Source organism: Kribbella orskensis, assembly GCF_004342085.1.
In the GTDB taxonomy this organism is placed as follows: Bacteria; Actinomycetota; Actinomycetes; order Propionibacteriales; family Kribbellaceae; genus Kribbella; species Kribbella orskensis.
This window is the reverse complement of the sequence record NZ_SLWM01000005.1, coordinates 412,237-426,600: the sequence shown is the minus strand read 5'-3', so window position 1 is coordinate 426,600 and position 14,364 is coordinate 412,237. Positions and strand designations below refer to the sequence as shown.

General features: G+C 69.2%; 14 protein-coding genes. 6 read left to right on the top strand and 8 right to left on the bottom strand.

The features are described from left to right. Positions 1–49: 49 nt before the first annotated feature. Entirely contained in the window at positions 50–445 is a 396-nt protein-coding gene (locus EV644_RS17435; protein WP_132189306.1) for a nuclear transport factor 2 family protein, read from the bottom strand. A 665-nt stretch (positions 446–1,110) separates the two neighbouring features. On the opposite strand from EV644_RS17435, the gene EV644_RS17425 reads away from it, so the two are divergent. Continuing rightward, positions 1,111–1,335: a hypothetical protein gene (locus EV644_RS17425; protein WP_132189305.1), complete on the top strand. Its 225-nt coding sequence runs from the start codon at positions 1,111–1,113 to the stop codon at positions 1,333–1,335. Between the two features lie 32 nt (positions 1,336–1,367). Here EV644_RS17425 and EV644_RS17420 read toward each other — a convergent pair whose 3' ends face one another. The 4 genes from EV644_RS17420 to EV644_RS17405 form a co-directional block, all read right to left on the bottom strand. Then, positions 1,368–2,030, bottom strand: a complete 663-nt coding sequence (locus tag EV644_RS17420; RefSeq protein WP_132189304.1) for a Rid family hydrolase — start codon at positions 2,028–2,030, stop codon at positions 1,368–1,370. Then, positions 2,027–3,607: a flavin monoamine oxidase family protein gene (locus tag EV644_RS17415; RefSeq protein ID WP_132189303.1), complete on the bottom strand. Its 1,581-nt coding sequence runs from the start codon at positions 3,605–3,607 to the stop codon at positions 2,027–2,029. Before EV644_RS17415 ends, EV644_RS17420 begins: the two co-directional genes overlap by 4 nt. 155 nt (positions 3,608–3,762) lie before the next feature. Next, positions 3,763–4,689 carry a zinc metalloprotease gene (locus EV644_RS17410; RefSeq protein WP_158292851.1) on the bottom strand — a complete coding sequence of 309 codons (927 nt, stop codon included), beginning with the start codon at positions 4,687–4,689 and terminating at the stop codon, positions 3,763–3,765. 213 nt (positions 4,690–4,902) lie between these two features. Beyond that, a complete protein-coding gene (locus EV644_RS17405; protein ID WP_132189301.1) occupies positions 4,903–5,877 on the bottom strand; it encodes an iron-containing redox enzyme family protein in 975 nt (324 codons plus the stop codon). 80 nt (positions 5,878–5,957) lie between these two features. Here EV644_RS17405 and EV644_RS17400 point away from each other — a divergent pair, with 80 nt between their 5' ends. After that, positions 5,958–6,179 carry a CDGSH iron-sulfur domain-containing protein gene (locus EV644_RS17400; RefSeq protein WP_132189300.1) on the top strand — a complete coding sequence of 74 codons (222 nt, stop codon included), beginning with the start codon at positions 5,958–5,960 and terminating at the stop codon, positions 6,177–6,179. Between the two features lie 231 nt (positions 6,180–6,410). Beyond that, positions 6,411–7,115, top strand: a complete 705-nt coding sequence (locus EV644_RS17395) for a GAF and ANTAR domain-containing protein (RefSeq protein ID WP_132189299.1) — start codon at positions 6,411–6,413, stop codon at positions 7,113–7,115. 5 nt (positions 7,116–7,120) lie between these two features. Here the strand turns inward: EV644_RS17395 and EV644_RS17390 are convergent, their stop codons facing one another. Beyond that, entirely contained in the window at positions 7,121–8,758 is a 1,638-nt protein-coding gene (locus EV644_RS17390; protein WP_132189298.1) for an FAD-dependent monooxygenase, read from the bottom strand. 55 nt (positions 8,759–8,813) lie between these two features. Between EV644_RS17390 and EV644_RS17385 the strand changes: the two genes are divergently transcribed. Next, a complete protein-coding gene (locus tag EV644_RS17385) occupies positions 8,814–9,518 on the top strand; it encodes a TetR/AcrR family transcriptional regulator C-terminal domain-containing protein (protein ID WP_199239866.1) in 705 nt (234 codons plus the stop codon). A 69-nt stretch (positions 9,519–9,587) separates the two neighbouring features. On the opposite strand, the gene EV644_RS17380 is transcribed toward EV644_RS17385, so the two are convergent. Further along, on the bottom strand, positions 9,588–10,622 hold the full coding sequence (locus EV644_RS17380; RefSeq protein ID WP_132189297.1) for a hypothetical protein: 1,035 nt from the start codon (positions 10,620–10,622) through the stop codon (positions 9,588–9,590). A 110-nt stretch (positions 10,623–10,732) separates the two neighbouring features. On the opposite strand from EV644_RS17380, the gene EV644_RS17375 reads away from it, so the two are divergent. Then, positions 10,733–11,701, top strand: a complete 969-nt coding sequence (locus EV644_RS17375; protein ID WP_132189296.1) for a TIGR03885 family FMN-dependent LLM class oxidoreductase — start codon at positions 10,733–10,735, stop codon at positions 11,699–11,701. Beyond that, a complete protein-coding gene (locus tag EV644_RS17370) occupies positions 11,698–13,371 on the top strand; it encodes an alpha-amylase family protein (RefSeq protein ID WP_132189295.1) in 1,674 nt (557 codons plus the stop codon). The genes EV644_RS17375 and EV644_RS17370 overlap by 4 nt, the downstream gene beginning before the upstream one ends. Positions 13,372–13,418: 47 nt before the next feature. Here EV644_RS17370 and EV644_RS17365 read toward each other — a convergent pair whose 3' ends face one another. After that, complete coding sequence (locus EV644_RS17365) at positions 13,419–14,363, bottom strand: zinc metalloprotease (protein WP_132189294.1); 945 nt, start codon at positions 14,361–14,363, stop codon at positions 13,419–13,421. Position 14,364: the final 1 nt, after the last annotated feature.

Here is a 14,364-nt window from a genome sequence, read left to right as displayed (position 1 = left end):
TGTCAACGTCTCTCCGAACATCCTTGGTCCGGCTGGTGCCGCGGATCGTTCAGGGGCGGCGGAGGAAGTACTCGGTGAACTCACGGCAGCGTCCTGCGCCGTCGAAGCGCATGACGAAGCAGTTCTCGTAGGCCTTGACGACCGGCCCGCCAGGCACCTCGCGGTACTGCGAAACGCCGGTGGCCACCACGGCGTCCCCGTCGACTGCGACCGGGGAGTACTCCGCCTCGTAGGTGCCGGGTGCGTCGCGAGTGGACGCGTTGTCCGACCCGGCCTCCCCGAGCCAGGATGCGACGACGGCGGCTCGGCCGACGATCGGCTCGTCATACGGGTGGTAGCGGTACTGGACGTCCTCGCTGAACAGTCCGGCGATGTCGCCCGGATCGTAGGACAGCCACGCCTCGACGTACCGGTCGAGCCACCCCTGAGCGGTCTTGTGATCCATCGGCCCACCACCTCAATCCGCTCCCGACTCTTCCCGGGAACGCAAGCACGGTCAACCGCCCGCGGGTTGCCGATGAGGTAGGGCGAGCCTCGTCAGGCTCTACACAGGCTTACCCATCCGCGTCTGGCTGAAATGGGCATTCCTTCGGATGCGCTCACGTCGCGGCGCGGCCTAGCGTCGGAGCCTGGACGTTCTGCTGGGAGGCCATCGCCATGAGCAAGCCCGAGGTAGAGAAGAGAGATCGCGCAGGCGACGGCGACCGGGCCCGGGACCAGTTGCTGGCGGCGACCCCGGTGACAGCGCGACGGCTGATGCTGGCCGGTGTCTCGACCGCGGTGCTGACTGGGGGTGATGGACCGCCGATCGTCCTGCTGCATGGTCCGGGGGAGTTCGCCTTCACCTGGCTTCGGGTGGTTCCGGAGCTGGTGAAGACGAATCGAGTGATTGTTCCCGACCTGCCGGGCCATGGCGCTTCTCGGCTGGGGGACGCGCCACTCGACGTAGGGCAAGCCTCCGCTACGGCTGGCCCATGCACGTCATCGAAGACGCCGCGGACGACCCCGCCTTCGAGCAGCCCGAGGCCGTGTTGGCTGCCTTCTCCGCCGCCCCGGCTGCCCAGCGGCGTACGGATGGCGGTTGGTGACTGACGCGCCTACGCTGCGGGCATGAAAGGCATCGTGTTGCGTGTCCGGCTCATCAGCGGCGATCACCTGGATGTCACGTACGAGGAATCCGGCTCCTCGGATGATGACGAGGTCGTCGAGCATGCTGTTGCAGCGCTTGCCGACAACGACGGTCTGCTCCGGTGCAGACATGGCGACCGGCTCATGGTGCTCTATGCGCGGGGCGTCTCCGCCGTCGAGGTTGCACCACGTGGGGCGGTTCTGTAACCGCTCCACGTGGTGCTCATGACGCCGAGCGGTCAGCGCTGGGGGTAGGCGGCGTCTACTTCTACTTCTACGAGCCAGCCGTTGACGGGGAGGTTCTCGATCTCGAGGGCGAAGCGGGACGGGCGGGACTTGTTGACGTAGAAGGGCTTGGCAGGGGTTGCCGTGCCAAGGGGGACGGGGACGAACTTGCCGGTGGTGAGGTCGGTGTTGGCGAAGTACTGGCGGTAGGCGCGGTTCCAGCCGGCGAAGTCCGCGGTGGCGGCGCCCGCGGGGTTCTGCAGGAAGACGCGCATCGTGTAGACGTCCTCGTACGACAGGCCGGCCGCTTCGAGGTTCTCACCGATGCGACGCAACGCGTTGATACCTTGCGCCTCGGTGATGGTGACGCCGGCCGGCAGAGTGCCGCCAGGAAAGACGACCGTGTCGATGTACGCCGCCTCGCTGCCGGCGGGTGCTCCGGCGTTCAGCGCGCTCGGGCCGAGGCCGCTGGTCTTGTAGATGGGCGTGTTCGCGCCGATCCCGACCCCGCTGGCGATCATCGGATTCGCCTGCCCAGCAGGAAGAGCCGGTACTACGGTGCCGGGCTGCGGGGGCTTCGGCCTGTCCCACCAGCCGGCGGCTGTGGTCGCTCCAGCCGCTCCAGTCGTGAAGGAGAGGGCGACGACCGCGACAGCGGCGAGGAGTTTCCGCTTCATCGGGTCATCACCCGGCTGTGGAGCGAGGTCACGGTCGCCCGGGCGGAGACGATTGCGCCATGCTGCCAGGCGATGGTGTGGCTGAGGTGGTCGCCCGCGAAGTAGATGTTGCCGGTGGCATCGAGCAGCTTCGCGTAGATGCCGTCGATCTGCGAGGGCCAGCCGACCCACGAACCGCGCGAGTACTCCGTGTTGGCCCAGTCCACCGAGAACGAGGCGTTGATGTCCTTGGAATACACGTCGCCGTGGATCTTGGTGCCCTGGGCAACAGCTCGCTCGAACCGGGCGGCCGGGCTGAGGGCGCCGTACGCGGTGGCGTTGGCGCCGGTGTTGTAGTAGCCGATCACGGTGCCGCGGTCGCCGTGGAAGCCGGTGGACGGGTACCAGGTGTTCACCAGGTCGAGGTTGCTGTTGGTGATGCCGCCGTAGATCCGGTGGTCGAGCTCCCACCAGCGGCGGGAGTACTCGATGCCGAGCTTGCCGGCGTTCGTCGGCCGGGCGTACTGCAGCGCGGCGATGATGTCCGTGGGCAGGTTGGACGGCACTGTGGCGGCGATGTGCGGCGGCAGCGCGCAGATCGCGTAGTCGGCCTTGAGTTCCCGCGGCTGGGATCCCGTGCTGTAGACCACCTCGACACCGTCGGAGGTGTTGCGCAGCCCGAGCACCTTGGCGCCGTACACGAACTTCTCCCGGCCGATCGCCTTCTCGAACGCGTACGGGATCCGGTCCATCCCGCCGACCGGCTGGAACATCATCATCGCCTGGTCCCAGCCGAACTCGAACGAGAAGTAGTTGCCGACGCCACTGGCGAACACGTCGCTGAGCGCGTACGGCGAGGCCGTGGTGCCGCCCTCGAGGCCGGCGCCGGGCTCGACCTCGTAGCCGCGGCGGCCGTCGGTCCCGGTGTAGGCGAAGCCGTTGGTCTTGGTGCCGATGGCCCCGAAACTGCGCAGGAAGCCGATCACCGCGTCCTTGTCGGCGGCGGTCAGGTTGCTGTCGAGGGCGCCCTGGTCCGTGGCCTTGGCGAGCAGCTCGGACACGTAGCCGTAGACGTCGGCCTTCGCCGTGCGATGCCGGATCGCCTTGTTGGAGAGGGATGTGGTGCCTTCGCGGTACAGGTACGCGTCGGCGTTCTGGTTGACGAACGGCTCGATCGCGACGCCGAGCTCGCGGCAGTAGTCGAGCGTGAGGTGGTGTTGCGGGATCCGGCCGGGGCCGGCGTTCATGTACTGGCCGGGCGAGAACTTCGCGCGCTGGGTGGTGCCCTTCAGGTCCGTCTCCTGGGTGCCGCCGCGGACCGTCCAGTTCCGGCCGCCCGGGCGCTGACGGGCCTCCAGCAGGGTCACCTTGTACCCGGCCTTGCCCAGCTCGTACGCCGAGGTCAGGCCGGCGATCCCGGCGCCGAGGATCACCACATGCTTCTTGCTGCGACCGTTCAGGTCGTTGCGGGTCGGCGCGGCGAACGCGGGCGTCTCGGCCGCGGCGCCGAGCCCGAGCGCTCCCATTGTCGAATAGAGAACACCGGCACCACCGGCGATACCGACCTGCTGCAGAAACTGCCGTCGGGTCTGGGCCATTTGCACTCCTCACTAGGCGGGTGGGGGTAGCTGCCTAGAAAGGTAAGAACAAAGTGTTTCCTGGCTGTATCCGCGTGGTGAGGGATTGACGCCGATCTGTGGAGGATTGTTTCCGGTTAACGAACCTGTGCCGGCCGGTGTCGGCGATGGCTCGCCTAGACCGCGCGGTACAGGAGCCAGGCGTCGCCCATGCGCTGGGCCTGGCCCGGGGTGAACTGGGTGTAGCAGGTGTCGTAGGAGTAGTCCATGTAGTTGTGGATCGGGTCGAGTCCGGGCTGGCGGCAGGTGTCCTTGCCCTCCGGACAGCCGCCGGTCGGCACCTTCTGGGCCGGGGTGTCGTCGACGAAGTCGCCCTTGGCGTTGCAGCCGCCGAAGAAGGTGTGCTCGAGGTTGAGCCAGTGACCCACCTCGTGGGTCGCGGTCTCGCCCTGGTCGTAGCGGCCCGCGTAGGTGGTCGACACACCCAGGAGCGACTCCCAGTCGATGACGACGCCGTCGAGGAAGGCCCTGCCGGGTTTCGTCACGATGTCGGGCAGATAGGCCCAGCCGAGGTAGTCGCCGGCTGTGGTCGTGTAAAGGTTCAGCGCGTTCGGGCCGCCTTGGTGCAGCGCGCGCTTCATGCTGTCCTCGTTCACGCCGCCGGGCTTCGCGGCGAACCAGGCCGCGTTGTCGGTGCGGGTGACGCCGGCCAGCGTGAAGCTGAAGCCGGTTCGCGCACCACCCTCGGCACCCGCGAAGGTCGCGTTGAGTACTGCGATCTGTGTCGCGATCTGGGTGGCGGTCAGGGCACCGGTCGAGCCGTCGGTGATGACGTGGAAGTAGACCGGCACGGTCGCCCTGAAGTTCTTCGAGGCTTTGTTGACCGCGCTCGCCGGCAGGTCTTCGTGCACCTCGCCCAGGTCGGGTTCACGCTGACCACCGCGGCCGAGCAGCGTGGTACTCGTGGCGTCGGTGTGACCGCAGTCCTCGACCGGGGCGGCCGGCGGAGGGGGAGGGGAGGAAACGGCGGCGGGTGCGGCGCCCACGGTTATGACCAGCATCAGTGCGACAGCGGCGGCTCGAACTGCCGTGATTCGCTTCATGTCCTGCCCCTTGGATCTGCAGCGGCGTAGTCCCCCAGGCAGCCCCGACTCTAGGACGGTTGGTGGCCGTCCACTAGGCATCAGCGCAGTTGCGCGGTCAGAGTTTTCGCGGCGGGAGCGATGTCTGTGTAGACGCCAAGCACGAGGATCCCGGCGAGGGCAGCAGCATGACGAACACCTACTCCACGTGCCCGTCCCAGCGCGGTAAGTGACTCAGCTGGCGGCACGGTGCTGAGTCTCGGTCACACCCCAGCTCGTGAGCAGGTGGTCGGCGAAGAGGTTGTCGAGAGTCAGCGAGCACTGAGCTCCGAAGAGGATGTCGGCCGTGGCTCCCGGATGGTCCAGGACGTAGCTGTCACACAGGTTGTGCGCCGCGATCTGCTCGTGCACAGCGTCCGCCTCGACGTGCTCGGTGAAGTACGCGGCCTGCTCCTCGGTGGCTCCCAGCCGCGCGGCGCCTGCGGCGTACCGGCGGTTGGGCAGGGTGGAGGTCATCTCGAGCGCCGCGAGGTGTCCGAGCAGGGCGCCGGTCCAGCGGCTGTGCAGGGCGAAGAGCGACATCACGTTCGAGATGGCCAGCGTCACCGCCGGTACTTCGGGAACGTAGCGGCCGTAGCTGTCGTCGAGCCCCAGCCAGCGCATCGTCGTACGGAACAGTTCGGCGTGCATTCGCGCGGGCCTGCCGCCGCCGTACTCGTCGGCCTGGATCTCCACCAGCGCGGCCTTCGTCGCGCCGTCCAGGCGGGGGATGCCGAAGCTGTGCGGGTCGGCCTCCTTCAACTGATACACCGATCGGTTCCGGACGAACTCGCGGAACTGGCCGAGCTCCGCATGCCGATGCAGGTACGCTGCCGGCGCGGCGCCGGTGTCGGCGTCGATCAACTCGCGCAGTTGCCGGGATGCCGGGGCGATGGTCACCGACGGGGTGCAGGTCGCGCGCAACCACTGGGTCCAGGGTTCTTCGAGCTGGGCGCGGAACTCCAGTACGCGCAGATCCCACTCCGCGTCCGGAGGTGCGTCGTCGAAGCCGCGGTAGCTCAGCTCGTTGCAGCACCACAGCGCGAGCTGGAGGTCCTCGTCCGACCAGGGCTCGGCCGTGGTGATCACTCGCGGCATGGGCTCACGCCGGCCGGTGAGGTGGCCGATCAGCCAGGCGCTCAAGGGGCCTCGGGCCGGGGGTAAAAGCATGGTTACTGCTCCTTCGAGGGGTCGGGCCGTCCGGTACCCGGATCAAAACCGCGGATTCCCGCCTGGGTACCGGTCGGCCCATGACAGATCCGACGGTGATCCGGGCCTATCCGGACGGGCCGCTGCTGGTCCGCGGCGACTTCGAACTGCAGGACGAGAACGGCGAACAGATCGATCCGCGGCGCGGCACGATCGCCCTGTGTCGCTGCGACCGGTCCGCACTGAAGCCCTTCTGTGACGGGAGTCACGCCCTGCTGAGGCGTGGCCGGGCGGCTCGTGCGATATCGCGCGGCGAGGCATGAATAGGACTGGTCGGTAAGGGCACCTGAGAGCCAGGAGGTTGTCGGCACTCGAGGGTCTGCAAGCTCCAGGCCCCGGCGTTGAATTTCACAGCGCCGGGGTCGCCCGCTGTCCGGGGTCCCGGCGGTGCAGCACTTTCTTTCGGCGTCTGATGCACACTGGTGGCGGGTACCACGGTGGGCCCAAGGCGTGCCGAGACCCGGGGGGATCGGCTTCTCCCGAGGAGCTGCGTTATGACGGAATCGAAGTCTCTGCATCTCGAGGTCGCTGAGGTGATGTCCGAGGTGGCTGCGGCACTACAGTCGCCGATGGACCTGGACGAGACCCTGGAACTGATCACCCGCAGTGCGGCGGACACGATCCCCGGCATAATCGAGGCGAGCATCTCGATCACCACCAAGGACCGGGAGATCAAGACCCTGGCGCCGACCGGCCTGCTGGTCACGCGCGCCGACCACCTGCAGTACGAGCTCGGCGAGGGTCCCTGCCTGGACGCGGCGCTGGACGACCCGATCGTCGCGGTGAACGACCTGGCGGCCGACCCGCGCTGGCCGGACTTCGGCCCGAAGGCGGCGGCGCTCGGCTTCGGCTCGCAGGTCGCCTTCCAGTTCCGCGCCGAACCGCACGTCCGCGGCGCGCTGAACCTCTACGCGCTCGAACCGAACTCGATCGACCAGGACTCGGTCCAGCTGGGCAGCATGTTCGCCGGCCAGATCGCGGTCGCGATGGGCTGGGCCCGGCAGGACCAGACCATGACCGAGGCCCTCGCCACCCGCAACGTGATCGGCCAGGCCGTCGGCATCGTGATGGAGCGCTACCAGGTCGACTCCGACCGAGCCTTCGCCTTCCTCGTCCGCCTCTCCCAAAGCCGCAACACCAAACTCCGCACCGTAGCCACAGCCCTGGTGGACCAGTCCAACGCCAACTCCCAGCGCTGAGTCGATCAGCCGGCGAGCTCGTGGGATGCCAGCCGGACATCGACGCACGCTGGCTCTCCAACGGCGAGACCGCCTACCGGCCTGGCCAGCACCTGGTCCAGGACGTCGGCGAGGAACCGCGCCGGGTCCGGGACCGGTGCCGTGACCCGCATCGCGACGATCGCGTCCGGTCGCACGAGCAGGGCCCCGTCGTCGGACAGCCACGGTGCGGAGACCCGGTGCGCCGGTAGGCCGACGTCCGCCGCGGCGGCGAGCCACCGGTCGCCCGCGGTGCCCACCAGCAGGGTCCACCGGGACGCGGCCAGGTCGAGCGTGGAGACCCCGTCGACCCACGCGTGGGGCACCCGTGAACCTGGCGACCCGTCCAGCGCCACCGCCAGGTCCACCGTGGACGGGAGTTCCGGCCGCGGGTCGACGACGGCGGCCGAGTCGTACCGCTGGCCGAGGTGCACGACCGGCGCCGCCCACACCCCCGCCGCCGCCCTGGCGGCGTCGGCCTCGGGTCCACGCCCCCAGTGCAGCTCCGGGTCGGCGAGCCTGCGCATCGCCTGGTCCAGCGTCGCCGCGGCGACCGGCTCGCGCTCCTGCGCGTAGGTGTCGAGCAGGCCGGCGCCTGCCTCGCCGTGGTGGACGGCGGCCAGTTTCCACGCCAGGTTGTGGGCGTCGGCGACGCCGGTGTTGAGGCCGAACGCGCCCAGAGGTGACACGGTGTGCGCGGCGTCGCCAACGAGGAACACGCGGCCGACGGCGAAGCGGTCGGCCAGGGAGCTCCGGGGCCGCCACGGGAGCACGCTGCGCACCTCGACGTCGAGGTCGGGATCGCCGACCGCCGCGCGGACGACCGCGACGCAGCGCTCGTGCGTGAAGTCCTCGGGGCGCTCGCCCCCGTCCACGTCGCAGGAGACGTGGAAGACCCAGTTCGTCTCCCCGTCCACGGTCGCCAGCAGGCCGGACGCCTCCGGCGTGGTGATCGTGCAGGTGGCGAAGGACATCCCCCGCAGGTGGAGTCGGAGGTCGGCGCGGAACAGGATGTTGATCATCGACTTGCCCAGGTCGCCCGCCCCGGAGGTGCCCACGCCGAGCGCGGTCCGCACGGCGCTGTGCGTGCCGTCCGCGGCCACCACGCGCGCGCAGCGCAGCGAGTAGCGGCCGTCTGGCCCCTCCAGTTCGACGTCGACCCCGTCGGCGTCCTGCGCGATGCCGACCAGGCGGGTCGACCAGCGCAGATCCGCTCCGCGGCGCGCCAGGTCGGCCGCCACCACGGCGTCGAGGCGGTCCTGCGCGCAGACACCGCGCAGCCTGAACGGCGTGGTGTCCAGTTCAGCGGCGGACGGGGTCGGCATGGGCACCGTCACGACGTCGCCTGCGCCCATCTCGACGACGGTCCGCGCCACCGCCTTGCCCGCGGCGCCCCGGAGGTCGACCGCGACGGCGTCGACGGCGGTGTCGAGCCCGAGCTCGCGGAGGACCTCGACGGTGCGCGACCCGATGCCGGTGGCGCGCGGGTGGACCGACGGCCCGGACCGGCGTTCGACGAGCACCGCGGGGACGCCGTGGTGGGCGAGCAGCGCCGCGGTGAGCAGCCCGACGCTGCCGCCTCCGACCACGAGCACCGGCACTTCTGGATACGCTGTCTTCGTCATGGCTACAGCGTAGCCAGAAGGTAGGATGCCGGTCAACGAGGAAAGGAACCACTCGATGACCGAACCCGCTCCCTCGTCGGTGTGGACCAGGCCGCGCCCCGAACCGCGCCGGCGCGCGCCGGGAGTGGACCAGTACGTGGCCGCCGCGCTGGCCGTCGCCGACGCGGAGGGCTTGGCCGCGGTCTCGATGCGCCGGGTCGCGGGCGACCTCGGTTCCGGGACGGCCACCCTCTACCGCTACATCACCAACCGCGACGAACTGGTGGACCTGATGGTCGACGCGGCACAGGGCGAGGACCCGCTCCCCGAGCCCGCGCGGGACTGGCGCGCCGACCTGGCCGCGGTCGCGCACGCGCTGCGCGAGACCCTGCTGCGGCACCCGTGGTTGGCGGGCGAACTGGCGGGCAGGCCCTCGCTCGGCCCCAACTCGTTGCGGCGGTCCGAATCCGCGCTGCGCGCCGCCGTCGCGCTCACGCCCGACATCACCCTGGCCTCGCAGGCGCTCGGCGCTGTGCACGCGTACGTGCTGGGCTCGGTGGCCACCCAGCAGGCCGTTCGGCGCGCCGAGCAGCGCACCGGCCTGACCGAGGAGCAGTGGCAGCGCAGCGTCGGCCCCTACATCAGCGAGGTCCTCGCGGCGGGCGAGCACCCGATGCTCGCCCGCCGCGTCCTCGAAGCCGAGGAACTCGACCCCGATGGCGAGTTCGCGTTCGGCCTGGAGTGCGTGCTCGACGGTCTCGCGGCCCGATTGGGGCCCTGACCGGGTCAGTACGCGTACCGGTTCACGGTTTCCGGGTGGATGACCAGGTCTTCTTTGGGTGTTTCGTCGTCACCGCGGCGGTGGGGCGCAGGTGGGTTGGGTTCTGCGGTGGTAGGAGCGGGCTGCGAGGGTTAGGGCTGTGCCTAGGGTGGTGAAGGCTAGGCCGCCGAAGAGGATCATCCAGGCTAGGCCGGTTGGGGTGAACGGGTCTGGGTCGTCAGAGGCTGGAGCCACGCCCACTAATGTCAGCGAGCCCCAGACGGTTAGCGGGACGCCATACAGGGTGAGGCTTACGCCGCCGATCCAGGCGGGGAGGAGCAGGAGCCAGCGTGGGAGACGGAGGCCCCAGCGGTGGAGGAGGGTGTGGACCAGGAGGACGCCTACGAGGGCCGCCAGGACGGTGATGTCGAGGCCGAAGTGTTCCAGTAGGCGGCTGAGGACGGACAGGTCGCTTTCGTCCATTGAGGTGCGCCACTCCGAGGACGTCACGCCGAGGGCGTCGCCGCCGCATCCCCACACCACCTTCACGGTTGCCCATGGCAACAAGCCGAGCAGGAGCAGGTACGCCGTACGCCGGGTGCGGGTGGACGCGCGGCTCGAGCGCCTCCGGACGAGGGGTGCGGCGGGGCGTAGGGCCAGAGGGTGACAGCCACCGCAGCGCGGGCAGCGGGATCGTCGGCGGCGCGACTGCACCCGAGTCGTCGCGAAGAGCAACAGGGCGCCGACGAGCGCGGCGAGTTGTGCGACCAGTGCGAGTGGTCGTTCGACCTTGCCGGATGCGATGATCCCCACGCCACTGACAGCCAGTCCGAAGGTGCCCACGGCGGCTGTGCCGGTCGCGATGACCAGAGCGAATGTCGCACGGGGTGACGAGGACTGAGCCGAGAGGATTCCCGCGACGCAGCCGAGCAGTAACACAGCGGCCACCACCGCCGCGGTGATGGAGCCGCCGGGCGGATCGCCTCGGACGTTGGCGATCGGGAAGCCGGCGCGTCCGCCGAGCAACCAGTGCAGCGCGAGGGCGCCGTAGAAGACTGACCAGAGTTGGGCTGCTCGCGGCGCCCAGTCAGGCCAGCGACGGGCCGTTCCGACCAGTGAGTTCATGGAGACCAGCGTCAGCGAGCAACTCGACGGAGGGCTCCCTCCGGCGGGTGAAGCGGCTCCCTCGCAAGAAGGCAGCGTGTAGCTGGGCGCTGGGATGGGCACGGGGAGGTATGACTGTCTACGGCTTCCATGCCTCGCACGAACAGGTCCCACCCGCCGACCTGCTGCAAGCGGTGGTGCGGGCCGAGCAAGCAGGCTTCACGGCGGCGATGTGCTCGGATCACTTCAGCCCGTGGAGCGTGAGGCAGGGCGAGTCCGGGTTCGCCTGGTCGTGGCTCGGCGCCGCGCTGCAGGCGACCGGGTTGTCCTTCGGCGTTGTCAACGCGCCAGGCCAGCGGTACCACCCGGCGATCATCGCTCAGGCGATCGGCACGCTCGGGTCGATGTACCCGGGCCGGTTCTGGGCCGCGCTCGGTACCGGCGAGGCGAGTAACGAGCACATCACCGGCGGCGGCTGGCCGCGCAAGGAGAAGCGCAACCAGCGCCTCGAGGAGTGCGTCGACGTGATGCGAAAACTCCTGCAGGGCGAGGAAGTGAGCCACGACGGCTTGATCAAGGTCGATCGCGCGCGCCTCTGGACAAGGCCTGCGGAACCACCCGCGCTGTTCGCCGCCGCGGTCTCCACCAAGACCGCCGAGTGGTGCGCCGGTTGGGCCGACGGGCTGATCACGGTCGCCGCCGAGGAGGACCACCTGCGCCAGGTGATCGCGGCGTACAAGGACAACGGTGGACGCGGCAAGGTGAACCTGCAGGTGCATGTGAGCTACGCCGCCGACGAGGACGAGGCGCTGCGGATCGCGCACGACCAGTGGCGGACCAACGTCTTCGCGCCACCCTTCTGCTGGGACACCGAGACCGCCGAGACGTTCGACCAGGCCGCGGAGCATGTCCGCCCCGAGGCGATGCACCAGGCCGTCCGGATCTCGTCCGACCCTGGCCGCCACGCGGACTGGCTCAACTCGTACGCCGCGCTCGGGTTCGACGGGATCTACGTGCACCACGTCGGCCAGGAGCAGTCGGAGTTCATCGACATGTTCGGCGAGAAAGTGCTGCCCCAGTTGGAGGTGACCCGCCCGTGAGGCTGACAGAGACCGCCGACGTCTGGTGGAAGAACGCGATCATCTACTGCCTCGACATCGAGACCTTCTTCGATACCGACGGGGACGGCCGGGGTGACATCCGCGGGTTGTCCCAGCGGATCGACCACCTCGCAGAGCTAGGCGTCACCTGCCTTTGGCTGATGCCGTTCTACCCGACGCCGGATCGCGACGACGGGTACGACATCACCGACTTCTACGGGGTCGATTCGCGGCTAGGCACGCACGGCGACCTGGTCGAGCTGATCACGCTCGCGCAGGACCGCGGCATCCGGGTGATCGCGGACCTGGTGGTGAACCACACGTCCGACCAGCACCCGTGGTTCCAGAGCGCCCGGTCGTCGCGGCAGTCGCCGTACCGGGACTGGTACGTCTGGCGGGACGAGCCGCCGGCGGACGCCGACCAGGGGATCGTGTTCCCGGACCAGGAGACCAGCCTGTGGCAGTACGACGAGCAGGCCGGGCAGTACTACCTGCACCAGTTCTACAAGCACCAGCCGGATCTCGACATCGCGAACCCCGAGGTCCGCGAAGAGATCATGCGGATCATCGGGTTCTGGCTGCAGCTCGGGCTGTCCGGGTTCCGGGTGGACGCGGTGCCGTTCCTGCTGGAGACCAAGGGTGCGGTGGACGCGGCGAACCTGCCCGACCCGCACGACTACCTGCGCGACCTGCGCGCGTTCATGAACCGGCGCGACGGCCAGGCGGTGCTGCTCGGTGAGGTGAACCTGCCCTACAAGGACACCCGCCAGTTCTTCGGTGACGAGGACGGCGACGAGCTGACGATGTGCTTCGACTTCATCGGCATGCAGAAGCTGTACCTGTCGCTAGCGCGTTCCGAGCCGGGCGAGCTGATCAAGGCGCTGCGCGAGCGTCCCGATCCGCCTGAGGAGGCGCATTGGGGCACCTTCGTGCGGAACCACGACGAGCTGACGCTGGACAAGCTGACCGACGAGGAGCGGCAGGAGGTGTTCACCGCCTTCGGACCGGACGAGGACATGCAGCTGTACGGACGTGGTCTGCGGCGCCGGCTACCGCCGATGCTCGGCAACGACCTGAACCGGATCAAGCTGGTCTACAGCCTGCTCTTCTCACTGCCCGGTACGCCGGTGCTCTTCTACGGCGAGGAGATCGGCATGGGGGAGAACCTGGCGGCGGAGGGGCGCAACGCCGTACGGACTCCGATGCAGTGGACCAAAGATGCCAATGGCGGGTTCTCGACTGCTGATCCGGACAAGCTGGCCGGGCCGGTGGTCGAGGGCGACCTGTCGCCGGAGCACGTGAACGTGGCGGACCAGCGGCGGGACCCGGACTCGCTGCTGAACTGGATCAAGCTGCTCGCCCAGACCTACCGGGAGTGCCCCGAGCTGTCCTGGGGGAAGTACACGATCCTGGAGCACGAGTCGCCGTCGGTCTTCGCGCAGCGATCGGACTACGAGGGCGGCACGGTGATCGCGCTGCACAACTTCTCGGACCAGCGAGCCGAGGTCACCCTCGCGGTGTCGGGCACCGGCGTCGGCGTACAGGTCGCGGACCTGCTGACCGGCAAGACCACTCCGATCGACAACGACGGCACCCTCCGCCACCCGGTCGCGCCGTACGGCTGCTGCTGGCTCCGCGTCGTGCATCCGGGCGACCGCTACATCGTCTGACGGCTGGTACCGCCCCGCGACGCGGTCCGGGGCGGTACCAGAGTTCGTCAGGCGCGGTACGCCGTCCACATGTCGCTGATCCGGGTGCTCTGGTTCGGGGTGAACTGGTTGTAGCAGGAGTCGTAGGAGTAGTCCATGTAGTTGTGGATCGGGTCGAGGCCGGGCAGTGAGCACGAGTCACGACCGGTGGGGCAGCCGTTGGTCGGGCTGCTCTGGGCCGGGGTGTCGGCAACCTCGTCGTTCGTGGCCGTGCAACCGCCCTGGAACGTGTGGTAGAGCCCGAACCAGTGGCCGGCCTCGTGCGTGGCGGTCTCACCGAGGTTGTAGTTCGTCGCCGAACCGCCGGGCAGTGAGGTGTAGTGCACCCGGATCCCGTCGATGCCTGGCTGCCGGGCGTAGTCCCACGGGAAGGTCGCGATGCCCAGGTAGGCGAAGTCGACCAGCCAGATGTTCAGCGCGTTCGCGCCGCCCTTGCGGGTCTGCTTGCGGTAGGTGGAGCTCTGCTTGTCCTGGTGCCACTGGTTGTTGTTGTAGCGGAACGTGCCGGCCAGCGAGAAGGTGAAGCCGGTGTTGGCCGCCGCGGACGACTCCTGGCCGCCGAACGTCGTGTTCAGCACCGCGATCTGCTGGGAGATCTGCGTGTCCGTGACGTCGCCGTTGCCGGCCGCGTCGCGCATCACGTGGACATAGACGGGCACGGTGGCGGCAGCGAGAGCACCCTGCGGTACGCCGACGCCGCGCCCCGCCTTGGCCTTGAGCAGCTGGGCGGTGCGGGCCTCGATCGCCTTCTGCTCGGCGGCGGAGATGTCGCGGGTGTCAGGTCCATGACCGCCCTTGGCCGAGGCTCCGCTCGGAGTGAAGCAGTCGGCTACGCCGGCCGTTTGGTCGACGGGCAGTTTGGCGGTCGCTGACCCACCGAGTGGGCTGAAGGCGAGCGCGGTGCCGGCCAGCAGCACCGCCAGCGCGCGGGGACGGGGGGTGAAAGATCGCATG